This window comes from Arthrobacter sp. zg-Y1143, assembly GCF_030125565.1.
Lineage (GTDB): Bacteria > Actinomycetota > Actinomycetes > Actinomycetales > Micrococcaceae > Arthrobacter_B.
The window spans coordinates 319286-342363 of the sequence record NZ_JASKLW010000004.1; the positions used below are offsets into that span (position 1 = coordinate 319286).

At 68.0% G+C, this 23078-nt stretch carries 14 protein-coding genes; 8 read left to right on the plus strand and 6 right to left on the minus strand.

The features are described from left to right. Nucleotides 1-88: 88 nt before the first annotated feature. From QNN98_RS05650 to QNN98_RS05660, 3 genes are all read right to left on the minus strand, one after another. The gene (locus QNN98_RS05650; protein WP_283996477.1) at nucleotides 89-871 is read right to left on the minus strand and encodes a methionine ABC transporter permease; all 783 of its coding nucleotides are present in this window, start codon (nucleotides 869-871) and stop codon (nucleotides 89-91) included. After that, nucleotides 868-1848 carry a methionine ABC transporter ATP-binding protein gene (locus QNN98_RS05655; protein ID WP_227925005.1) on the minus strand — a complete coding sequence of 327 codons (981 nt, stop codon included), beginning with the start codon at nucleotides 1846-1848 and terminating at the stop codon, nucleotides 868-870. Before QNN98_RS05655 ends, QNN98_RS05650 begins: the two co-directional genes overlap by 4 nt. A 247-nt stretch (nucleotides 1849-2095) precedes the next feature. Next, a complete protein-coding gene (locus QNN98_RS05660; protein ID WP_227913645.1) occupies nucleotides 2096-2818 on the minus strand; it encodes a 3'-5' exonuclease in 723 nt (240 codons plus the stop codon). Between the two features lie 74 nt (nucleotides 2819-2892). Here QNN98_RS05660 and QNN98_RS05665 point away from each other — a divergent pair, with 74 nt between their 5' ends. From QNN98_RS05665 to QNN98_RS05675, 3 genes are all read left to right on the plus strand, one after another. Beyond that, on the plus strand, nucleotides 2893-3336 hold the full coding sequence (locus QNN98_RS05665; RefSeq protein WP_227913646.1) for an MGMT family protein: 444 nt from the start codon (nucleotides 2893-2895) through the stop codon (nucleotides 3334-3336). Then, entirely contained in the window at nucleotides 3333-6653 is a 3321-nt protein-coding gene (locus QNN98_RS05670; RefSeq protein WP_283996478.1) for an ATP-dependent helicase, read from the plus strand. Before QNN98_RS05665 ends, QNN98_RS05670 begins: the two co-directional genes overlap by 4 nt. A 92-nt stretch (nucleotides 6654-6745) precedes the next feature. After that, nucleotides 6746-10120 carry an ATP-dependent helicase gene (locus QNN98_RS05675; protein ID WP_502864613.1) on the plus strand — a complete coding sequence of 1125 codons (3375 nt, stop codon included), beginning with the start codon at nucleotides 6746-6748 and terminating at the stop codon, nucleotides 10118-10120. Nucleotides 10121-10178: 58 nt separating this feature from the next. Here the strand turns inward: QNN98_RS05675 and QNN98_RS16455 are convergent, their stop codons facing one another. Next, complete coding sequence (locus tag QNN98_RS16455) at nucleotides 10179-11675, minus strand: phosphotransferase (protein WP_349643212.1); 1497 nt, start codon at nucleotides 11673-11675, stop codon at nucleotides 10179-10181. Nucleotides 11676-11832: 157 nt separating this feature from the next. On the opposite strand from QNN98_RS16455, the gene nudC reads away from it, so the two are divergent. Then, nucleotides 11833-12795 (plus strand): NAD(+) diphosphatase, encoded by a 963-nt coding sequence (gene nudC / locus QNN98_RS05685; RefSeq protein ID WP_283996480.1) that lies wholly within the window; start codon nucleotides 11833-11835, stop codon nucleotides 12793-12795. Beyond that, the gene (locus QNN98_RS05690) at nucleotides 12792-14918 is read left to right on the plus strand and encodes an ATP-dependent DNA helicase UvrD2 (protein WP_283996481.1); all 2127 of its coding nucleotides are present in this window, start codon (nucleotides 12792-12794) and stop codon (nucleotides 14916-14918) included. Before nudC ends, QNN98_RS05690 begins: the two co-directional genes overlap by 4 nt. Before the next feature lie 30 nt (nucleotides 14919-14948). On the opposite strand, the gene QNN98_RS05695 is transcribed toward QNN98_RS05690, so the two are convergent. Beyond that, complete coding sequence (locus QNN98_RS05695; RefSeq protein WP_283996482.1) at nucleotides 14949-16043, minus strand: ThiF family adenylyltransferase; 1095 nt, start codon at nucleotides 16041-16043, stop codon at nucleotides 14949-14951. A 152-nt stretch (nucleotides 16044-16195) separates the two neighbouring features. On the opposite strand from QNN98_RS05695, the gene QNN98_RS05700 reads away from it, so the two are divergent. Then, nucleotides 16196-16774, plus strand: coding sequence for a M48 family metallopeptidase (locus tag QNN98_RS05700; RefSeq protein WP_283996483.1), 579 nt, complete (start codon nucleotides 16196-16198; stop codon nucleotides 16772-16774). A gap of 87 nt (nucleotides 16775-16861) precedes the next feature. Here QNN98_RS05700 and QNN98_RS05705 read toward each other — a convergent pair whose 3' ends face one another. Further along, a complete protein-coding gene (locus tag QNN98_RS05705) occupies nucleotides 16862-18346 on the minus strand; it encodes a zinc-dependent metalloprotease (RefSeq protein ID WP_227925001.1) in 1485 nt (494 codons plus the stop codon). Between the two features lie 281 nt (nucleotides 18347-18627). On the opposite strand from QNN98_RS05705, the gene QNN98_RS05710 reads away from it, so the two are divergent. Continuing rightward, complete coding sequence (locus QNN98_RS05710) at nucleotides 18628-19842, plus strand: YlbL family protein (protein WP_283996484.1); 1215 nt, start codon at nucleotides 18628-18630, stop codon at nucleotides 19840-19842. 221 nt (nucleotides 19843-20063) lie between these two features. Then, nucleotides 20064-23066, plus strand: a complete 3003-nt coding sequence (locus tag QNN98_RS05715; RefSeq protein WP_283996485.1) for a UPF0182 family membrane protein — start codon at nucleotides 20064-20066, stop codon at nucleotides 23064-23066. Nucleotides 23067-23078 lie beyond the last annotated feature (12 nt).

The following is a 23078-nucleotide window of genomic DNA, read 5'->3' on the forward strand; positions in this document are numbered from 1 at the left end:
TTCGGGTGCTGTGCAGCTAGCGGCTACTGGCTGCAGAATCGGAAACGGTCCTTCGGCAGGCCGTCAGACCGTTTCCGAAAACTGGGGGCTAGACCTTGGTCTGTTCGCGGTCGCCGCCGGCGCGCGTGGCGGCGGGACCGAGGCCGGTTACCGCGGCAGCCGGGCGGCGCCGTCGTGCGGAGCCTGAAGCGGACCGGTGATCTACCCGGCGGGAGAACCAGTCACCGCCGAGCTGGATGACCTGCACCAGGGCCACGATGATGACGATGGTGACCACCATGACCTGGGTATCGAAGCGCTGCACGCCGTAGTTGTAGGCCAGCCGGCCCAGTCCGCCGCCGCCGATGATGCCGGCCATCGCGGAGTAGCCCACCAGGGTCACCAGCGTGGTGGTCAGGGCAGCCACGAGGCCCGGGAGGGCTTCACGCAGCAGCACTTTGGAGATGACCTGCATTTTGGTCGATCCCATCACCAGGGCTGCATCGATCTTGCCGCCGGACACATCGCGCAACGCGTTTTCCACCAGCCGCGCGAAGAACGGGATGGTGGCGATGCTCAGCGACACCGAGGCGGCCACCGGGCCGATGGAGGTGCCGGTGACGAGCCGGGCCAGCGGAATCAGGGTGACCATCAGGATGGCGAACGGAACCGACCGGGTGATGTTCACGATGACATCGCTGACAATGCGGTTGATGACGCGCAGGGGCAGCAGCCCGCCCGGCGCACTGGTGTGCAGGAAAACGCCGAGCGGCAGGCCGATCAGGAGCGTAAAGAAGCCGGAGATGCCGACCATCTGCAGGGTTTCGACCACTGCTTCGGGAAGGGCTTTGGTGATCCCGGGATTGTCGAACAGTTCAGTCAGAAAGTTCATGCGGCCACCTCCACGGCGACGCCCTGCAGGGCAAGGTATTCATGGACGGCGGTCATATCGGTGTGGGTATCCAGCTGGATGCGCAGGCGGCCGAAACGGGTGCCGGCCAGGAGTTCCACGCTGCCGGCCAGGACATTGACGTCGGTGTCGAACCGGCGGGTGAGGGCCGAAAGGACGGGGTCCGAAGTGGTTTGCCCGGTGAAGAGCAGTTCCAGCACGGGACCGCCCGGGCTCGGGGGAGTGGACGGCAGCGGAATAAGCTGCTTGGCCAGGCGGCCGCGCAGGTCGGAGGCGACCTCGCGCAGCGGGCCGTGTTCCACGACTCGTCCGGCTTCCAGCAGTGACACCGAGTCGCAGATCCGCTTCACCACGTTCATCTCGTGCGTAATGATCAGGACGGTCAGGTCCAGCCGGCGGGTGAGGTCGGAAATCAGGTCCAGGATGTCATCGGTGGTGGCCGGGTCCAGGGCGGACGTCGGCTCGTCGCAGAGCAGGACATCCGGGTCCGCGGCCAGGGCACGGGCAATGCCAACGCGCTGTTTCTGGCCGCCGGAGAGCTGCGCGGGATAGGCGCCGGCAAAACCCTCCAGCCCAACGAGCTTCAGCAACTCCTGGACGCGCACCTCGATGGCGGCTTTTTTAGTTCCGACCAGTTCCAGTGGATGCGCGATGTTCGCTGCCGCGGTCCGGGAATCCATCAGGTTTGCGTGCTGGAACACCATGCCGATCCGGCGGCGGGCGGCGCGGATCTCGGAGTCCTTCACGGCGGTGAGCTCGCGGCCGTCAATGGTGACCGAGCCCGACGTCGGCCGGTCAAGCAGCGTCAGGCACCGCACCAGGGTGGACTTGCCGGCGCCGGAATGGCCGATGATGCCGTGGATGGAGCCCTTCGGCACGCGCAGGCTTACTCCGTCCAGGGCCGTGACGGTGCGCTCTCCCTGCCGGTAAACCTTGCGGAGGTCGGAAACTGTAATCATTGGTCCTCGTCATGTGCGTAAACGGCCGGACCGGGGGGCATGGTGGAGGAAGGCACATAATCGTGCCGTGCCTAAACGCCGGCCGTGCGGAGGGTGTCTGCCAATCACGTGGCGCGAGACGGTAGGTGCGCGCAGAAGCGCGGTCCGCCTGGGGCGCCATCAGCGCCAAACACAACATCCAGTATGGCATGTAGGCAACCGGCGCCCCGCCACGGCGGGCGCCTGTGAAGAACCGTGACGGCGCCCGCTAGGCCGGGTCAAGGACCGACAGGGGTGCGGATGCGGGGGCCGGACGGAACGGCCAGCTGCCGTCGATCACGGCTTCCGGTTCCCGCCGCCGCAGGAATTCCTGGAAGCTGGCAGCCTGGCCGGCCGCCCAGCCGACCTGCGCCTGGTGGAGCGTGACGGCGTCGCACTGCAGCTCCGGGTACTTCTGCGCCATCACCGCGGCGACGGACAAGGTGGCGGCAACGTCGGCAGCGGACGTGTGCGCGTTCTCGAAACCCACGCCGTAGTGCTCGGCCATGGCCGTGAGCGTGCGCTTGCCGCGGCGGAACCGGTCCACCTGCTTGTCCAGGATGTACGGGTCAATGACCGGTACCGGATTCGGAACGGCCAGCCCGAACCGCTCACACTCGCGGGCCAGCACGGTGAAGTCGTAGCAGGCGTTAAACGCCAGCACCGGAATGCCGGCGGCGAACATGCCGGCCAGCACATCGGCAACCTCGGCCGTGACGGCCGCAGGGTCTCCGCCTTCTGCGCGGGCCCGTTCATTGCTGATGCCGTGGATGGCGGCAGCTTCCTCGGGGATGGGGATTTCCGGGCAGGCCAGCCACTCGTGGTGCTGCAGGGTTTCGCCCCTGCCGTTGACCAGGATGATGGATGCGGTAACAATCCGTGCGGTCTGCGGGTCCCGTCCGGTGGTCTCCAGGTCGAATGCCGCCCGGGGAAGTTCATGCCAGCTGTTCATGCAACAAACCTACCGGCGGGCAGTGACATTCCCGGAATTCGCGGGGCGTGCGGGTGCCTCGGTACGCTACGGATATGCGCAGGGACTATGCCGATGCCGTGCTGGGTGTGGCGGATCTCATTCCGCCCGGAAAGGTGCTCTCCTACGGTGACATTGCCGAACTGCTCGGCGCAGGAGGGCCGCGCCAGGTGGGCGCCGTACTGTCGGCCCGCGGCTCGGAAGTGTGCTGGTGGCGGGTGCTGCGCGCATCCGGGCAGCCGCCGCGGTGCCACGAGGCCCGGGCATGGGAACACTATCGGCGCGAGGGCACGCCCGTGCGCGGAACTGCCGACGACGACGGCGCCGGTTACCGCGTGTTGATCGGTGCCGCCCGCTGGCAGCCCAACGATGCGGAATGGGCGGCAGTGCAAGCCCTGCACATGTCGCTGCACCCCTCGCCGCACGCCGGCGGCGCGTCGGGACCGGACGGGACCGCAATATCAGGAATGTCAGCGGGACATGATGAAGTGGAACCATGAGCGTTGAACTCCAACTAGTCGGACCGGCGGCAGCGGCAGCAGAGGCGCCGCAGCTCAGCGCCGACCAGCAGGCCGTGGTGGACCTGCAGACCGGCAGCGGGACCGTACTGGTCCTCGGCGCCCCCGGCACCGGAAAGTCCACCGTGCTCGTGGAAGCCGCCGTCGCCCGGATTGAACGGGACGGGCTGGATCCCTCCCGCATGCTGCTGCTGGCACCCTCCCGGCTGGCCGCAGCCTCCCTGCGGGACGCGCTCTCGGCCCGGCTGCAGGGCACGCTGAGTACCGCGCCGGCCCGGACCTGGGCGTCCTATGCCTTCGACCTTATCCGGCGGGCCAAGACCGAGGGCCGGCTGCCCTGGATCACCCGTGCACCCAAGCTGCTCTCCGGTGCCGAACAGGATGTAATCATCAAGGAACTGCTGGCCGGCCACGGCGAGCAGGGCGTCCCGCAGCTGCCCTGGCCCGAGGGCCTGGACCTGGCCCTGGGCACGCGGGGCTTCCGGCAGGAGATCCGGCAGCTGTTCGACCGGGTCATCGAGTACGGGATCTCCGCCGGGGAGCTGCGGGAGCTGGGGGAGCGGCACAGCCGGCCGGACTGGGTGGCCTCCGCTGCGCTCTACGCCGAGTACCGTGACGTTCTGGACCTGCGGATGCCCGAGTCCTTCGACCCCGCCGGCATCATCACCTCCGCCCTGAACATCCTGCGCTCCGACCCGGAGTTCCTGGCCGCGGAACAAGAACGCCAGCAGCTGGTGCTGGTGGATGACCTGCAGGAAGCCAACCCGGCCATCCACAGCCTCTACGCCGTGCTTGCCGGCACCGGGGATTCCATCGCCGCAGCCTGCCCGGACACCGTGGTCCAGGGCTTCCGCGGGGCCCGGCCGGATCTGGTCGGCCGGCTGGGCGAACGGTTCGGCGGCCGGCTGCAGACCCGGGTCCTGACCACCTCGCACCGGCTGACCGGTCCGCTTGCCGGGGCTTGGACGCGCACTGCATCGCGCATCTCCGTTGTGGGCGGGCTGCCGTCCTACCGCAGCGCCGTTGCCGATGCCCGGCACCCGGGGACTGCTGCCTCCGCTGACCCTGCCGGCCCTGCCCACCCGGGTGGCGAGGTTACTGATGACACCGTTACGGGCGCAGTTGAAACGGGCGGGACAGCCCCGGAAGTTCCGGCCGCCGAGGCACACGTGGTGGACTCGCCCATGCACGAGCAGCGCTATGTGGCCCAGCGGATCCTGGAAGCGCAACTGCTGCACGGGCGCTCGCTGGAGGACATCGCCGTTATTGTCCGGACCGGCGGCCAGCTGGCCGCCCTGCAGCGGTACCTCACCGGGCAGGGCATTGAGGTCAAGGTGCCGGTGGCTGAAAAAGCCGTGCGGGACGAAGCCGCGGTCCGGCCCCTGCTGGACGCGTACGCCGTCGTCCTCGACCCGGACCTGCTCACCCCCGAACTCGCTGTGTCCCTGCTGACCTCGCGCATCGGCGGTGCCAGCACACTGGAACTCCGCCGCCTGCGGCAGGCACTTCGCCGGGAAGAACTTGGTGCCGGCGGCGGACGCACCAGCGACGCCCTGCTGGTGGAATCGCTGCTGGAGCCGGAATCCGCGTCGGGCCGCGCGCTGGCAGGGCTCACCTGGGATGCGCGGCTGGCCGCCCAGCGCATTGCCGGCATGATCACGGCCGGACGCAGTGCCGCCGTCGAACCCGGCGCCACTGCCGAAACCGTGTTGTGGGCCCTGTGGTCCGCCTCCGGGTGGTCCAAGAAGTGGGCCGAGGCCGCCCTGGCCGGCGGGCCCACGGCCTCCCGGGCAGACCGGGACCTGGACGCCATCATGGCTCTGTTCCAGACCGCCGAACGCTATGTGGACCAGCTGCCCGGTTCCACCCCTGCGCAGTTCCTGGACTACCTCACCAGTTCGGAACTGCCCATGGACACCCTGGCCGCACGCGCCCAGCGGCGCGAGGCCGTGGAGCTGCTGACACCGGCCAGTGCGGCGGGCCGGGAGTGGCCCGTAGTGATTGTTGCCGGCATCCAGCAGGATGTGTGGCCCAACCTGCGGCTGCGCGGAGAACTGCTGGGCAGCGGCGAACTGGTCGCGGCAGTGGAGCACGGGGATAATTTCCGTGCCCACCGCAGCCCGCTGACCCTGATGCAGTCCATCCGCTTCGACGAGCTGCGCAGCTTCTCCACCGCCGTTTCGCGTGCCCGTGAAGTCCTGATCTGCACCGCCGTCTCCTCCGAGGATGAGCAGCCCTCGCAGTTCCTGGACCTGGTGGCGCCGCTGGAACCCGGGGCCGAGAAACGCGAACGCACCGAGGTGCTGCGCCCCAGCACGCTGCGTTCCCTGGTCTCGGAGCTGCGCCGGTTTGTCCAGCAGCCGGACATCGACCCCGACGGCGCTGCCGAAGCAGCGCATCACCTGGGAACCATGCTCAACCACGAGGTGCCTGTCCCCGCGGCGGATCCGCGCCAGTGGTGGGGGCTGGCGCCCTTGTCCACCGAAGCGCCCATCCTTCCTCCGGAAGCTTCCATCCCCGTTTCGCCCTCCAAGGTGGACGCCGTACTGAAGTCGCCCCTCAGCTGGTTCGTTTCCGCGGCCGGCGGCGAGCAGGCGACGGATTTCGCCCGCTCGCTGGGAACCCTGGTGCATGCCATCGCCCAGGACATGCCGGACGCTACGGGAAACGAGTATGTGGCGGAATTGGAGAAGCGCTGGCCGTCGCTGGGCATGAAGGACAACTGGGAAGGCCGGATGGACCTCCAGCGGGCCGAATCCATGGTCCGCAAACTGGCCGAATACGTCATCACCATGCGCCGGAGCGGCCGCTCGCTGGCTGCCGTCGAGCAGGACTTCCAGATGGAGCTGCCGGTGGAAATCGACGGCGCGGTGCGTACTGCCCTGCTCCGCGGCCAGATCGACCGCCTGGAAGTCGACGCTGAAGGACGGCTGTTCATTGTCGACCTGAAGACGGGGAAATCGGCGCCCAAGAAGGACGACCTGCAGGGCCACCCGCAGCTGGCGGCCTACCAGGAAGCCGTGCGCGAGGGGGCGTTGCCCGATGCCCCGCGGGTACCGGGAGGAGCGGCCCTCGTGCAGCTGGGAACCTCCAACAAGGGAGTATCCGTGCAGGAGCAGCCGGCACTGGACCCGAACGACACCACGGCGCGGGACATGGTGGCCGAGGCAGCGCGGCTGATGTCGGCCGCGTTCTTCGAAACTGTCCATGATCCTGGCCGGAGCGGCTTTGGCGGCAACGGCTGCCGGCTGCCCGAAATCTGTCCACTTTGCGCTGAAGGAAAGCAGGTCACCGAGTGAGTGCCTCCGTAACCGACGAGGTATCGGGAACCAATGAGCGCCCGGACGGCGCCCTGCCGGAGGGAGGGGCTCCCCGCTACTCCGCCCGGGATTTGGCGGAGCTGCTGCATACCGAACCCCACGCGCCGGTGCAGTACCCCACCGAAGACCAGATCGGCATTATCGAGGGCCCGCTGGAACCGCTGCTGGTGATTGCCGGTGCCGGGTCGGGCAAAACCAAAACCATGGCGGACCGGGTCGTCTGGCTCGTTGCCAACGGACTGGTCCGGCCCGAGCAGATCCTCGGGGTGACCTTCACCCGCAAGGCCGCCGGTGAGCTGGCCACCCGGATCCGCGGGCGCCTGAACATGCTGTACCGCCAGCTCGACGGCGCGGGCGGGACAGGCGAGCCGGACGAGAGCGGCGAGGAGCGGATGGAACCCACTGTTTCCACCTATCACTCCTACGCCAACGGAATCGTGAATGACTACGGCCTGCGGATAGGCGTGGAACGTGATTCCGTGATGCTTGGCGGCGCGCAGTCCTGGCAGCTGGCCAACGAAGTGGTGGAGGCGTACTCGGGGGACTACGAACACTTCACCGCAGCCAAATCGACCCTGGTCTCGGCCGTGCTGCAGATGGCCGGGGAATGCTCCGAACACCTGCGCACCCCGGCCGAGGTGCGGGCGGAACTGCAGGCACATGTGGACGCTGTTTCCGTGCTGCCGTACCAGTTCGGCAAGCCCAAGGAACCCACCCAGGCGGCCCGGAAGCTGCTCAACCGGCTGCGTACCCGCATTTCCGTCACCGAACTGGTGGAGGCCTACCGGCAGGCCAAGGCCGAGCGCCGGCAGCTGGACTTCGGCGACCTGGTGGAACTGGCCGCCCGCATTGCGTCCACCATCCCGGAAGCCGTGGAGATGGAACGCGCCAAATACAAAGTGGTGCTGCTGGACGAATTCCAGGACACGTCGCATGCGCAGATGGTCCTGTTTTCCAAGCTGTTCGGCGACGGGCGTTCGGTCACGGCGGTGGGAGACCCGCACCAGTCCATTTACGGATTCCGCGGTGCGTCCGCCGGGCAGCTGGGCACCTTCCGGGAGAAGTTCCCGCTGACCACCGCGGAGGGGAGGGCGCTGGCGCCGCTGGCGAACCTGTCCGTGGCCTGGCGCAACGCCACCTCCGTGCTGGAAGCCGCCAACACCGTGTCCTCCCCGCTGAACGGCGTGGCCCCGTGGCTCAAGCATCAGCGGCTGCCGTATGTTCCCGAGCTGCAGGCCCGGCCCAGCGCGCCCCTCGGCGAGGTGTACCTCGGACGCTACCTCAGCGACGTTTCCGTGGAACCGGGCCGGCACGGCCAGGAACGGATCCTGGGCGAAGCCGAAGCCGTAGCCGAACTGGTGGCCAAGCACCGGCAGCAAAAGGCGGAGTACGACGACCGCCGCAACGTCCTGTGGCCCACCGTCGCGGTCCTCTGCCGGGGCCGGAAGCAGTTCGAACCCATCCGCAAGGAACTGGAACTGCGTGGCATTCCGGTCCAGATTGTGGGCCTGGGCGGGCTGCTGTCCACACCGGAAGTGGTGGATCTTTTGGCCGTCCTGCGGGTACTGGGGGACCCGGGACGCTCGGACTCCATGCTGCGCATCCTTGCCGGAGCCCGCTGGCGCCTGGGCCCGGCGGACCTGATGGCCCTGGCCGACTGGTCCCGGCACCTGGTGCGGGTCCGCGAACGCGCAGTCCGGGTGGCGGACGCAGCAGACATCCACGGACCTGACGAAGGGCCGGATCTGGTGGTCGAGGCGGACCTGGTGGAAGCCGGCAGCCTGGTTGAAGCGGTGGATTCCCTGCCGCGCCCGGGCTGGGTGTCCAATGCCGGCCGGTCCCTCTCCGAGGAAGGACTGCGCCGGCTGACGCTGCTGCGCAACGAGCTGCGGGACCTGCGCGGTTTTGTGGGGGAGGATCTCACCACCCTGATCGGGGAAGTGGAGCGCCGGATCCTGCTGGACATCGAGGTGGCAGCCAAGCCCGGTGTCACCCTGCACGAATCCCGCCGCAACCTGGACGCCTTCATCGACGCCGCAGCAACCTTCAGCTCGTCCTCGGAACGGGTGGATTTGGCCGCGTTCCTGGCCTGGCTGGAAGCAGCGAACACCGAAGAAAACGGCCTGCCCGTGACCCCGCTCGAACCCAGCCGGGAAGCGGTGCAGCTGCTGACCGTGCATGCCTCCAAGGGGCTGGAATGGGACATTGTGGCCGTTCCGGGCCTGAACGAAGCATCCTTCCCCAGCGACAAGGATTCACGCTGGAGCAGCGGCGACTCCTCGGTGCCGTGGACCCTGCGCGGCGACAGCCTGGACCTGCCGCAGTGGGACTGGGAACAGGTTGACCAGAAGTCCTGGCTGGAGAGCGAGAAGCTCTTCAGCGAAGACGCCAAGGGCCACGCCGAGCGGGAGGAGCGCCGGCTGGCCTACGTCGCCTTTACCCGGGCCAAGTCGGTGCTGATCTGCACCTCCTCCGCCTGGGGCGGCGGACGCTCCAAGCCGCTGGGCCCCTCGCGCTACCTCCAGGACCTGTACGAACTGGAACAGGCGGGGGCGCCGGGCTACCACCTGGAACGCTGGGTCACACCAGAGGAAGAGGGCACGGAGAATCCCGCCCTTGCCGAGGCTGAACGCGCAGTATGGCCGGTGGATCCGCTGGGCTCCCGCCGGCAGCGGATGGAAGCGGCAGCGCAGGCCGTTATAGGCGCCGCGCAACAGCAACAGCAACAGGGCGCAGGGAACGATCCGGCTGGACAGGCGCCCGGACGCTGGAGCCGGGAGACGCAGCTGCTGCTTGCCCGGCACCGCCCGCCAAATGAGGTGGTGCAGGTGGAACTGCCCGCCCACATCTCGGCGTCCATGCTGGTGGACCTGAAGGACGACCCGGCTGAGGTGACCCGGCAGCTGCGCCGCCCGGTTCCCCGCCAGCCCGGCATGGCCGCGCGCAAGGGAACGGCATTCCATGCCTGGGTGGAAGAGTTCTTCGGCACCAGCGGCATGCTGGACATCGATGAGTATCCCGGGGCCGCGGATGCGTACGTGGACGAGGCCTACCAGCTCGAGGACATGATCGCCACGTTCGAGTCCTCGGAGTGGGCGCAGCGGACCCCGGCCTACATTGAGGTGCCGGTGGAGACCAAGGTCGACGCCGTCGTCGTGCGCGGCCGCATCGACGCCGTCTTCCAGGATGCCGACGGCACGTGGGACCTGATCGACTGGAAGACCGGCGCTCCGCCGTCGTCGGCCAAGCTCGATGTACGGGCGGTGCAGCTTGCCGTGTACCGGCTGGCCTGGTCCCGGCTGAAGGGCGTGCCCCTGGAAAAGGTCCGTGCCGCGTTCTACTACGTGGCGGCGGACAAGGTCATCCGGCCCTACAACCTGGCGGACGAGGCCGAACTGGAGCAGATCATCGGCGGGGCAGCCGAACGCCCGTCAGCCGGGTTCTAATCAGAAAGTGCCCCGCCGGAAATCGGCGGGGCACTTCGGGTTGCGGGCTGAAGGCGGGCTACTGCTTCCGAACCGGAATCAGAGGCAGTGCGGTGGTGGCGGTGTCGCTCCCGGTTCCTGCACCGTCGGCGCCGGTCGGAGCAGTATCGACGGCGGCCCCTGCATCGTCCTCCGTCTCTGCATCGGGGGCCGTCTCTGCGGCGGAATCTGCTGCCTCGGGTCCTCCTTCCGCTTCCGCTTCCGCAGTTGCGGCCTCGGAGTCTTCGCTTCCCGCGTCGGCGTCGGCTTCGGCGTTCGTGTCCCCGGCCGGGACTGCGGCGCCGCGTGCCGGCAGCGCAATGACTTCGGCCAGGCCCGGACCTTGGACACGGCCGGAGGCCCCGGTCTCGTCGTCGTCTGCAGCAACGCGGTCACCGTCGGTATCGGCAGCCTCAATTCCGGCCTCGGTGCCCTCGTCGGTTCCGTCGTCGGTGCCATCGGCCTGCTCCCCGGCGGGCTCGATGGGAGCCACAGTAACCTTGGCGGAGTCAGGCTTGGCGGCCGCGCGAGCATCGGCGGAAGCATCAGCCGGAGCATCAGCATCGACGGGCACGTTGACGGTCCGGGGGACGGCGTCCGCTGCCGCACGGTACTGGCCAGCCCGCTGGTCAGCCGCTTCCTGCTCCAGCACATCCTCCTCGAGGGTGGCGAGCATTTCCACGGCCTCATCCACCATGGTGGAGTTTTCCGCCGCGACACCGCGGACCAGCCATTGGGCCAGCGCGAATTCGGCAGAGAGCGCGGCGCGGCGGATCAGGTGCGGATCCTCCGGATCGGTGCTTGCCTCCAGGTACGCGCTGTGGACCGTCTCGGTGAACCGCGGATCGTTGGCGGCAATCAGCCAGGCAAAGTCGTCGGCCGGGTCGCCCACGCGGAGGTCGGTCCAGCCCGTGACGGCGCTGACCCGCTCGCCGGTCAGCAGGATGTTGTCTTCATGCAGGTCCCCGTGAACCACTGTGGGCTTGAACCGCCACAGCGACACGTCTTCCAGGGCGTGTTCCCAGCGCCGCAGCAGGACCGAGGGGATCAGCCCGGTGGTGGCGGCCTGGTCGAGTTCGTTCAGGCGGCGCTGCCGGAATTCGTTGGCGGTGTAGCTGGGCAGGTCGGCGCGGGTGACCAGTTCCCGGGGCAAAGCGTGGACGGCGGCCATGGCGCGGCCGATCTCCGCCGCCACGGCACGCCCGGAGGTCATCAGGGCATCGATGCTGCGGGTGGCCCCGGGCAGGTGGGAGTAGACGAACGTGCATAGTTCACCCTGGCGGACGGTTCCGGCCACGTAGGGCAGCACAAACGGCAGCTCGGCCCGGACCGCAGGGACGAAGGTGCGCAGGACCAGCAGCTCGGTCTCCAGCCGCATGCTCGCTTCAAGGTGCTTGGGTGAGCGGACCCGCCACCTGCGTCCGGCGTCGTCCACGAGCAGCGCGGCGTCAAAATCCGCGGCATCGTCGGGGGAACCGGCAACGCCGGTTGGGGTCAGCCCTGGGACGGCAGCGCTGGCCATTGCAGCCAATTCCATGGGGGTCCGTTTCACATCTTCAACCGTATGGGCAGATGTGTCCTGAATAACCGCAGTGCGGCGGCGAGTCGTCCAAACCGTGAGGAAAACCTCAAGCAGCCCCCGGGGCCGGGGGCCAACTACAGTTTGGGGGGAGGGAGTCAGTACGGTAGGTGGTATGAGTATTCCGGCACCGGCAGCATTTGTTTCCCCCCTTGGACTGTTACCGCTGGCCCGGACGGCGGTGGACCGCGGATCCGAGCGCCGGATCGCTCCCGACCTTTTCGAGACCATCCGGGCGGATGCCGCCACCCGCGTTATGTACTTTGCGAAGGGCCGTGCCCTGGTCCGGGACTCCGCCCTCGTGCTGCTGGACCCGCCGGCGGACGGCTTCGGCGACGCACCCGTCTACCTGGGACGCACCTTGGAAGACGCCCAGGTGCCGCTGGGATCGGACATCGTGCTGGTCACGCTGCCGGAACCCGATCCGGCGCTCGCCGTCGACGGCGCAGCCTGGGCCAGCCTGCGCGAATCCGCCACCGAACTCGGGGCCCTGGACGCGGGACTGTTCGTTGAAGCTGCAGCAGTTGCCAACTGGCATGCAGCGCACACCCACTGCCCGCGCTGCGGTGCGCCCACCGTGCCCGAGCAGGGCGGCTGGGTCCGGCGCTGCCCCGAAGACGGAAGCTCGCACTTTCCGCGCACCGATCCGGCCATCATCGTGGCGGTCACCGATGAGCAGGACCGCATCCTGCTGGGCTCCGCTGCGGCGTGGCCGGGTAACCGGTACTCCACCCTGGCCGGATTCGTGGAGCCGGGGGAGTCGCTGGAAGCAGCCGTGATCCGGGAGGTGGAGGAGGAGTCCGGGGTGGTTGTCCACTCCCCGCAGTACCTGGGTTCCCAGCCGTGGCCGTTCCCCTGTTCACTGATGCTGGGCTTCACGGCCCGCACCGCCAACCCGGCTGCCCGGGCGGACGGTGTGGAAATGTCCGACGTCCGCTGGTTCAGCCGGTCCGAACTCGCAGCCGCAGTGTCCAGCGGAGAAATCACCATTGCAGGCCCCATTTCCATTGCCCGGAACCTGATCGAGCGCTGGTACGGCGGGACCATAACCGAACCGGAGGCCGGCGCCCGCCCATGAGCAGCGAATCACCCGAAGCACTCATCCTGTCCGGGCTCGACGACGAGCAGCGGGCAGTCGCCACCACCCTGACGGGCCCGCTGTGTGTCTTGGCCGGCGCCGGCACGGGTAAGACCCGTGCCATCACCCACCGCATGGCGTACGGCGTGGCCACCGGTGTGTACAAACCCCAGCAGGTGCTGGCCGTGACCTTTACTGCCCGCGCCGCGGCGGAAATGCGGACCCGGCTGCGGGACCTGGGCGCCAACGGTGTCCAGGCCCGCACCTTCCACGCCGCGGCCCTGAAGCAGCTGCAGTACTTCTGGCCGCACACCGTTGGCGGTGCCATGCCCGGGCTGCTGGACCACAAGGCACAGATCATCGCGGAGGCAGCCCGCCGCCTCCGGCTATCCACGGACCGCGCGGCCATCCGCGACGTCGCTGCCGAAATCGAATGGGCCAAGGTGTCCATGCTCACCCCGGACAGCTACGTCCGGGCGGCAGCGGACCGGGAGCCGCCGGCGGGCTTCGACCTGACCGCTATCTCGCGCATCTTCCAGTCCTATGAAGACGTCAAGGTGGACCGCAACATCATCGACTTCGAGGATGTCCTGCTCATCATGGTGGGAATCCTGCAGGAGGATGAGCGGGTAGCGGCCATGGTGCGGGACCAGTACCGCCACTTCGTGGTGGACGAATACCAGGACGTTTCCCCGCTGCAGCAGCGCCTCCTGGACCTGTGGCTCGGTGCCCGGGACGAGCTGTGCGTGGTGGGCGATTCAAGCCAGACCATTTACTCCTTCACCGGCGCCACACCCCGGCACCTGCTGGACTTCACCAAGCGGTTCCCGGACGCCGACGTCGTCAAGCTCGTCCGTGACTACCGCTCCACCCCGCAGGTGGTGGGCCTCGCCAACCGGATCCTCGCGGCCCGGACGGCCGAGGGGGAGCGCAACCGCACGGCGCCGCCGTGGCCAACGCCCCTGGAACTGGTGGCGCAGCGGCCGGCGGGACCGGAACCGACGTTCACCGAATGCGCCGACGACGAAGCCGAAGCGGCGCACGTAGCGTCGTCCATCAAGGCTCTCCTGGAGGAGGGCGTCCAGGCCAGTGAGATCGCCGTCCTGTTCCGGACCAACGGGCAGTCGCAGGCCTACGAGCAGGCACTGGCTTCGGCCGGCATCGGCTACCAGCTGCGCGGCGGCGAGCGGTTCTTTGCCCGCCGCGAGGTCCGCGATGCCGTGCTTCAGCTGCGCGCGGCGTCACGCTCCGTCGGCCATGAACCGGTGCCGCAGCTGGTGAAGGACATCCTTGCGTCGCTGGGCTACACCCCCGAGGCGCCGGCCGGCGGCGGGGCCACGCGCGAGCGGTGGGAATCACTCGCCGCCCTGGTGGCATTGTCCGAAGAACTGCAGGTGACCCGGACCCGGGACCCCGAGGCCATTTTCACGCTCCAGGACTTCGTGGCCGAACTTGAGGAACGAGCAGCTGCGCAGCACGCGCCTCGGGTCCAGGGCGTCACCTTGGCTTCCCTGCACTCGGCCAAGGGCCTGGAATGGGACGCGGTGTTCCTGGTCGGACTGAGCGAGGGCCTGATGCCCATTTCCTTCGCTGATACGCCCGAAGCCGTGGACGAGGAACGGCGTCTGCTGTACGTCGGCATCACCCGTGCCCGTGTCCACCTTGCCCTGTCCTGGTCTACCGCCCGTACACCGGGCGGACGGGCCAACCGGAAGCCGTCCCGGTTCCTGGACGGGCTGCGTCCGCGCACCGAACGCGACGCAGGCCGGACGGCCGGCCCGGCCCGGCAGGCCCGGCGCAAGGTCACCGGCCCGGCGAAGTGCCGCAGCTGCGGTGCCCTGCTGAACACCGGTGCCGAACGCAAGGTGGGCCGCTGTGCGGATTGCCCGGTGACCTATGAGGAAGCAACATTCGAGGCGCTGCGCGAATGGCGGCGGGAGGCAGCCTCGGAAGCAGGCATCCCGGCGTTCGTCGTTTTCACCGACGCGACACTGGTTGCCATCGCCGAGGACAGGCCGCCGTCGTTGAACCGGCTGGCCACGCTGCCCGGCGTCGGCCCGTCCAAACTCGAAAAGTACGGCGAAGAGGTGCTGAAGGTACTCGAGGCCAGCGCTGGATCATAGGCGCCGCTGGACGGAAACCCTTCCTGGCCGTCAGGCCACCCGGTTCAGGCGGTGCTGTAGCCGGCATCCGCAGGCCGGGTGGTAATCCAGCTGCTGCAGCCGGGAGTAGCCGTCCGAGGCCCGCACCTGCAGGAGGGCGGAATACAGCGCCGGACGGTTAATCCCGTCAAGGAACACCAGGGCCGCCGTGGCCGCGGTCCCTGCCGCCAGCACGGATCCGGCGGTCTCCTCGCCGTCCGGACCCGAGCAGTCCAAGACGGTGCCGGCAGCCGGGCCCCCGGCGCGGCGGGCCAGGGCATCCGCGGCCGCGAACCAGCCGGGGTCGGTGTCCGCGCGGTGCAGGTCCAGGCATTCCAGGCATGCAGTGGCCCCCGGAACCACCAGCGGACCCACATCCCACCCGTCCTCCTGCGCGGAGACCACCAAGCGGGGAATGCCGTCGGCAGCCGCCGTCGGCTCGGCCGGACGGCCGCCTGCCGCACCGAAGCCTGCCGCCTGGACCGTCACCGCCAGATCCACCGGCACAGGCTCGGAGCGGACCCGGATACCGGAGTGCACCAGCACCTGCAGGGTGGGGTCGATCCGGAACACGTGGCGCTTGACCGCTGCCGCGCGGTTCATGCCGATATCCGTCATCGCATAGGACGCACCCACATCCGTCGGGGCCACGGCAGCCGGGTCGGCCAACAGCAGGGTTCCGACGCCGGCGGAAGCCAGTGTGCGGGCGAGGAGGGCCCCGGTCCGTCCCAGGCCCTCGACCAGCACGGTGGCCGCCGCACGGCGGCGGACCGATTCCTCCCCGTTGGCGGCGTAAGCCGCTGCCAGCCGCTGGGCATCCGGCTGCAGGCGTTCCGAACGCAGGGAAGGGACGGGAGAGGCCGTGGTTTCCTGCGGAATGAGCAGCGGCTCCAAAACCTCCAGCAGCGACGCAGCCCGCTCCGCGGAAAGGAACACACCCGCCGCAGCATCCTGCTCCGTGCCGTCCGGGACTCCGCTGCGCAGGGCGGCCAGGAACGCGACGTCGGCGTCTTGGAGGTTGCGCAGCAGCAGCGACCCGGCGCCGATGCCCAGCTGCCTGGCACCGGGCGATACTTCCAATACGTGCACTCCCGGATTGATCCGCATGGCTGTGCTCCCTTGTGTCCCGGTGTGGCCTGGTGTGTCCAGTCCATGGCCCGCCGCGGGCGGGGTGCTGACCATGCTGGCACGGGACGGCTTGCCGCCGGCGGTTATCCACAAGGTGCAGGACCGTCACCGGCGCCGTCTAGGCTGGAAATATGCCTCATCCTTCCGCCGGCGCGTCCGTCCCTGCTACCACCAGCTCGGGAATCCCCATCCAGGTGCGGCGTTCCGCGCGGCGCAAGCGGACCGTGAACGCCGTCTTCCGGGACGGGGTGGCGCTGGTGTCCATCCCGGCCCACTTCAGCCGCGAGCAGGAAGCCGAATGGGTTCAGCGCATGGTTGCCCGGCTGGAACAGCGCGTGGCCCGGGAATCGACTCCCCAGACCAGCGACAGCCGGCTGATGGCGCGGGCGGGGGAACTGTCCCGCACCTACCTGGCCGGGAAGGCCCGGCCCGAGTCCGTCCGCTGGGTCAGCAACCAGAACTCCCGCTGGGGTTCTGCGACCCCGGCGCGGGGCAGCATCCGGCTGTCGGACAAGCTGCAGGGAATGCCGGACTGGGTGGTGGACTATGTGCTGCTGCACGAACTCGCACACCTGATTGTGCCCTCGCACGGAGCCGCGTTCTGGCGGCTGCTGGAGACGTACCCGCAAACGGAAACCGCCAAGGCGTTCCTTTCTGGAGCAGCCTTTGCCAGCGCCCGCGGGCTGAAGGGGGAAATGGAAGAGGACTAGCTCCCGCGGGCTGTGCCCGCCGGAACCAGTCCTCTTGCCGGTCCAGCCGGGATCCGTTGGAACCCGGTTTTTAGTGGGACCCGGTTTTTAGTTGGAGCCCGGCTTCGGGTTGCCATCCTCCTCGGTGCCTTCTTCCGGACCGCCGTCAGCAGGGCCCGCGTCGGCAGCGTTCCCGTCGGCGCCGGTGTCTTCGGCAGCGTTCTCTTCGGGGTTTTCGGGAGCAGCATCTTCGGCGGGCTCATCGAAGCCGCCTTCCAGCAGGCGCTTCAACGCCGCATCGACGTCGGAGTCTGCCGCTTCGAGCAGTTCCCGCCGCTTGCTGAAGCCCTTGGGATCGTCCAGGTCCTCCGAGGTGGGAAGCAGGTCCGGATGCTGCCAAACGGCGTCGCGCCCTTCAATGCCGCGTTCCTCGGTGAGGTGCGCCCACAGGGCGGCTGCGTCGCGCAGCCGCCGCGGACGCAGCTCCAGGCCCACCAGCGAAGCGAAGGTGTGCTCGGCCGGGCCGCCGCTGGCCCGGCGCCGGCGGATCATTTCCCGCAGTGCTCCTGCGGACGGCAGGTTGGCGGTGGCTGCGGCGGTGACTTCGTCCACCCACCCTTCCACCAGGGCCAGCGCCGTCTCCAGCCGTTCCAGGGCGGCGTCCTGGGCGGGTGTGCGCTGCGGCTGGAAGACCCCGCCGGAAAGGGCGGACTGGATGGATTCGGGATTCGCGGGATCAATGTCGCGGGCGGCTTCTTCGATCTTGGAAATGTCGATGTGGATGCCGCGGGCGTAGCTTTCAATGGCACCGAAGAGGTGCGAGGCAAGCCACGGAGCATGGGCAAACAGCCGGGCGTGGGCTGCTTCCCGGACTGCGAGGTAAAGCCGGATTTCCGTGTCGGGGACGTCCAGGCCCTCGCCGAAAGCGGCAACGTTGGCCGGCAGCAGTGCCATGGTCCCGGCGGCGAGCGGCAGGCCGATGTCGGTGGAGCTGACCACTTCCTTGGACAGGGCACCCACGGCCTGGCCGAGCTGGATGCCGAACATCGCCCCGCCCATGTTCGCGAGCATGGAGGACGCTCCGCCCATCATGGACTTCATTTCCTCGGGCATCTGGGTGGTGATCGCGTTGGATAGCGCTTCGGAAATGCTGACGGCCACCGGTTCCGTCAGGCGGCGCCATGAGTCCATGGTGGCCTCGACCCATTCGGCGCGGGACCAGGCCCGGCCGAGGGCGGCAGTTGATGCGAAGTCCGTGGCCGGGTCCAGCCAGAGCTCGGCCAGGTGCAGGGCTTCGTCGACCTCGCGGGCCGCGGCGGGGCCGGTGGAGGGATCACTGCCGGTCGCGGCCACCCGGCGTGCATTGTCCTTGGCCAGCTGCCAGTTCACCGGACCGTCGGAGGGGGTGCTGAACATGGCCTGCACCTGCTGGAAAATCATCGCCATGGCATTCGGATCAGAGGGAAGTCCCGCTGCCTTGGCCAGCTCGGAGGGGTCCATGCCGCCGGCACCGCCGCCGCCGAACAGGCGCGCAAGCATTTCGGACAGCGGATCCTGGGGGTTGTCCCCGCGGTCGGAAGGATTGGAACTCATGGGATACCACCGGTCCTGTGGAAGGAGATAAGAGGATAACGCTTACGATGCCCGGCAGCAGCCGACCATATTGCCTTTACGTTACCGGCAGTGCCCGAGGCCTGTCCCGCACGGCCGTATTTCGTTCGCTGTAGGCAAAGCCCGGCTGCACGCCCGGCTTGCGGTGCGGGCGTAGGCTTGCAGGGTGGTGCCCGGCAACACAAGGCGGGTACGCAGACACGTACGGCACACACACATGTCCGGCTATATGCACGGCACAAACGCAGGAAAAGGTTGGACAGTTGCGCCCCACACATGAAGACGGCAGCGGCGCGGGGTACGGGGGAGGCGGAACGGGTAACTCCCGCCCGCAGGGACCGGGCGCCCCGGCACCGCAGCCTGACGGCAGCTACTCCGTCTACCCCTACCAGGGTCTGGGCGACGGAAAGCCGGTGCCGGCCAAGCGCTCGCCCCGGTCCCGCGGCATCCTCGTTTCGGGCGTTCTCGCGTTTGTCCTCGGCGGGGCGGGGCTGCTCCTGCCGGCCCAGTACGTGGTGGAGTCCCCGGGACCCACGTTCAACACGCTCGGAACCGCCGGCGGCAAGGACATCATCCAAATCGAAGGGGAGCGCAGCTACCCGACTGACGGTGAGCTGGACCTGACCACGGTTTACGTGGCCGGCGGTCCCAGCACCAACATCAGCATTTTCCAGGCCCTGGGGGGCTGGGTGAACACCAACGACGTCGTGTACCCCGCCGATTTCCTCTACGCGCCGGGAACTACCGGCGAGCAGGTGGATGAAGAGAACGCCGCTGCCATGACCTCGTCCCAGGAGTCCGCCGTGGCAGCAGCACTGACGCTGTTGGAGATCCCGTATACCCAGGAGCTCTCCGTGGGGTCCGTCGTCGAGGGTGCCCCCGCCGAGGGCGTGCTGCAGGCCGGCGACACTGTGCTGGCAGTGGGGGACACGCCTGTCGACGGCATCGACACCCTCCGGTCCGCGCTGAACGACGCCGGCGGGTCACCGGTGGATGTCACGGTCCGGCGCAGCGGCTCCGAGGTCACGGAGACGCTGACGCCCCGAAAGTCGGACTCCGGCGTCTACCAGCTCGGAATCGAGTTGGCGACGACCTTCGATTTTCCGTTCGAGGTGCGGATCGGTGAGGGAATGGACCGGGTGGGCGGCCCGTCCGCCGGCATGATGTTCGCCTTGGGGATCGTGGACCGGCTCACCCCGGAGCAGCTCACCGGCGGCAGGCACTTTGCCGGTACGGGAACCATCGATGCTGCGGGCAACGTCGGGCCCATCGGCGGAATCCGCCAGAAGCTCATCGGCGCCTCGGACGCGGGTGCGGAATTCTTCCTGGCCCCGGAGGCGAACTGCGCCGAGGTGGTGGACCACATCCCCGAAGGACTGGCAGTGGTCAAGGTGTCCACGCTGGACGAGGCGAGGGACGCCGTCGAAAAACTCGCGGCCGGTACTAACCCGGCCGATCTGCCGCAGTGCAGCTTGTAGCGTAAACGGGTAGCTGACCGGCCCGGCCTCGTTACGATCGGGACAAGCTTGGAATCGGAGTCCGCAGGAAGTGGCAGCCGGGGAACAATCCAAGGCAGAATGAGTAGGGACGGCTTCAGGGCCTTCCGGCGGGGAAAAGGGGTTGAAAATGCCCCCGGAACCACTCCCACCGGTGCAACCCGGCGAGGCCGCGAGCCGACGCACCGAACGATGAGGTAACTGTGACTTCCGGACCAAACGGCCCATTCTCCCGACCCGGCGCAGCAACAGCCACCGGCAGGCGACGGCGGCGCAGCCCGCTGATCGCCACGCTGATTGTTGTGGCCGTGCTCGTCATTGGCTTCGTGTACTTCTCCCAGGTGTATGCCAATGTCCTGTGGTTCAACCAGTTGGGTTACCTGGAAGTCTTCGTCAAGGAGAACCTGACCCGGATCTGCATGTTCCTCGCCGCTTTCCTCGTAATGGCCGCCGGGGTGTTCACCAGTATCCGGGTGGCCTATGTATCGCGGCCCATCTATGCCCCGGACAGCGCCCTGCAGGACAACCTGAACCGGTACCAGGCCCAGCTTGAACCGGTCCGCAAGCTCCTGATGATCGGCATCCCCATTGTGGTGGGCGGGTTCGCCGGCACGGCGGCCATGTCCATGTGGCAGCAGGCACTGCTCTTCTTCAACCGCAAGGACTTCGGGGAAACCGACCCGCAGTTCAACATGGACTACAGCTTCTACCTGAACACCCTGCCCTTCATCGGGTTCCTCGTCGGTTTCCTGATCAGCGTGGTGGTGATTGCCGGCATCGCCGGGCTGTTGACCCATTACCTGTACGGGGGCATCCGGCTGGAGGAAAAGGGCGTCTTCGTGAGCCGCCCGGCGCGCCTGCACCTGGCGATCATTGCCGCAGCGTTCCTGATCCTGCAGGCCGTGAACTTCTGGCTGGACCGCTACGACACCCTGCTGAGCACCTCCGGAACCTGGACCGGCGCGCTCTACACCGACGTCGAAGCCGTTATCCCCACCAAGGCCATCCTGGCCGTCGCCTCGGTCATCGTTGCCGTGCTGTTCATCCTCTCCGCCGTGATCGGCCGGTGGCGGCTGCCGATCATCGGCACCGCCATGCTGATCATCACCGCCATCGTGGCCGGCGGCATCTACCCCTGGATTGTCCAGCGCTACCAGGTCCAGCCCTCGGAGCTGAACCTGGAACGCGAGTACATCCAGCGCAACATCGACCTCACCCGCGAAGCGTACGGATTGACCGACACCGAGGTCATTCCCTATGACGCCACGGTCAATGCCAATGCCGGTGCCCTGGCCCAGGATGCCGGCACCACCTCCAACATCCGGCTGCTCGATCCGAACGTTGTATCCGATGCGTTCAGCCAGCTGCAGCAGTTCCGCCAGTACTACCAGTTCCCGCAGACCCTGAATGTGGACCGCTACGAGATCGACGGCGAAGTCCAGGACACGGTCATCGCGGTCCGTGAGCTCAACGTGGGCGGTGTGCCCACCGGCTGGGTCAATGAACACATCCTTTACACGCACGGTTACGGCGTGGTGGCCGCCAGGGGCTCCACCGTCGAGGCCGACGGCAAGCCCAGCTTCATGGAATCGGGCATACCGTCCACCGGTGTGCTGACGGAAGACGGATCCTACGAACCGCGGATCTACTTCGGTGAGAACTCTCCGCAGTACTCCGTGGTGGGTGCCCCCGAGGGCAGCGACCCGGTGGAGATCGACCGGCCGCAGACCGGCAACTCGGAAGAGGAATCGCAGACCACGTTCAGCGGAGAGGGCGGCCCGAGCGTCGGAAACCTTTTCAACCAGCTGGTCTACGCGATCAAGTTCCAGTCCACCGAGCTGCTGCTGTCCGACGCCATCAACGACGAATCACAGATCCTTTACGACCGCGACCCCCGCGAGCGGGTGGAAAAGGTCGCTCCGTACCTGACCGTGGACGGCAATGCCTACCCGGCGGTCATCGACGGCCGCGTGAAGTGGATCGTGGACGGCTACACCACCAGCAAGTACTTCCCGTACTCCACGCAGCAGGAACTGCAGGATGCCACCACCGACTCGCTGACCCCCGGTGCAGCTGCGCTGCCGCAGGAGCAGGTGAACTACATCCGCAACGCCGTCAAGGCCACCGTGGACGCCTACGACGGCTCGGTCACCCTGTACGCATGGGATGACCAGGACCCCCTGCTGCAGTCCTGGCAGAGCGTTTTCCCGTCCACGCTGAAGCCCTACAGCGAGATGTCGGCTGATCTGCTGGCCCACGTCCGCTACCCGGAGGACCAGTTCAAGGTCCAGCGTGAACTGCTGGGCAAATACCACGTGACCGACCCGGACTCGTTCTACAAGAACGACGACGCGTGGAGCGTGCCCTCCGACCCCACCGGCGGCAACTCCAGTGTCAAGCAGCCGCCGTACTACCTGTCCCTGCAGATGCCGGGCCAGGATGAGGCCACGTTCTCGCTGACGACCCCGTTCATTCCGTTCGTGACCGAAAGCGGGGAGGCCCGGAACGTGCTCTACGGTTTCCTCTCCGCGGATGCGGACGCGGGAACAGGCGAAGCCGGCGTGAAGAGCGAGAACTACGGAAAGCTCCGCCTGCTGTCGCTGCCTACGGACACAGCCGTGCCCGGACCGGGCCAGGCGCAGAACACCTTCAACTCCGATCCCACCGTGTCCAATGCACTGAACCTGCTCCGCCAGGGTGCTTCGGAAGTCATCAACGGCAACCTGCTCACCCTGCCGGTCGGTGACGGCATCCTGTACGTCCAGCCGGTCTATGTGCAGTCCTCCGGTGCGTCGTCCTATCCGACACTGCAGCGGGTGCTGGTCAACTTCGGTGAGAAGGTCGGGTTCGCTCCCACCCTGGACGAAGCGCTGAACCAGATCTTCGGGGGAGACTCCGGTGCGGACACCGGCGACTCCGGCAACGTGGGCGCCACCCCGGAAACACCCGGTACCGACGTGACGGCACAGTCGGAGCTCTCAACCGCCCTGTCTGATGCAGGCAAGGCCATCCAAGACGGCCAGTCCGCCCTGGGCCGCGGAGATTTCGCGGCCTACGGCGAGGCGCAGGCAAGGCTGAAGGACGCAATTACCCGGGCCACCGCGGCGCAGGAGCAGATGGAGAGCGGCGGCGAAGCCGGCGGAGCACCCGCTGCTCCCACCGACGGTGCCAGCGCACCGGCTGCAGACGGCGGCAGCGGCGACTAGGCGGGCAGCCAT

Excerpts from the sequence above, each read along its gene's own strand:
- QNN98_RS05650 (WP_283996477.1), bottom strand. The coding sequence starts at position 871 with ATGAACTTTCTGACTGAACTGTTCGACAATCCCGGGATCACCAAAGCC.
- QNN98_RS05655 (WP_227925005.1), bottom strand. The coding sequence starts at position 1,848 with ATGATTACAGTTTCCGACCTCCGCAAGGTTTACCGGCAGGGAGAGCGC.
- QNN98_RS05660 (WP_227913645.1), bottom strand. The coding sequence starts at position 2,818 with ATGAACAGCTGGCATGAACTTCCCCGGGCGGCATTCGACCTGGAGACC.
- QNN98_RS05665 (WP_227913646.1), top strand. The coding sequence starts at position 2,893 with ATGCGCAGGGACTATGCCGATGCCGTGCTGGGTGTGGCGGATCTCATT.
- QNN98_RS05670 (WP_283996478.1), top strand. The coding sequence starts at position 3,333 with ATGAGCGTTGAACTCCAACTAGTCGGACCGGCGGCAGCGGCAGCAGAG.
- QNN98_RS16455 (WP_349643212.1), bottom strand. The coding sequence starts at position 11,675 with ATGGAATTGGCTGCAATGGCCAGCGCTGCCGTCCCAGGGCTGACCCCA.
- nudC (WP_283996480.1), top strand. The coding sequence starts at position 11,833 with ATGAGTATTCCGGCACCGGCAGCATTTGTTTCCCCCCTTGGACTGTTA.
- QNN98_RS05690 (WP_283996481.1), top strand. The coding sequence starts at position 12,792 with ATGAGCAGCGAATCACCCGAAGCACTCATCCTGTCCGGGCTCGACGAC.
- QNN98_RS05695 (WP_283996482.1), bottom strand. The coding sequence starts at position 16,043 with ATGCGGATCAATCCGGGAGTGCACGTATTGGAAGTATCGCCCGGTGCC.
- QNN98_RS05700 (WP_283996483.1), top strand. The coding sequence starts at position 16,196 with ATGCCTCATCCTTCCGCCGGCGCGTCCGTCCCTGCTACCACCAGCTCG.
- QNN98_RS05705 (WP_227925001.1), bottom strand. The coding sequence starts at position 18,346 with ATGAGTTCCAATCCTTCCGACCGCGGGGACAACCCCCAGGATCCGCTG.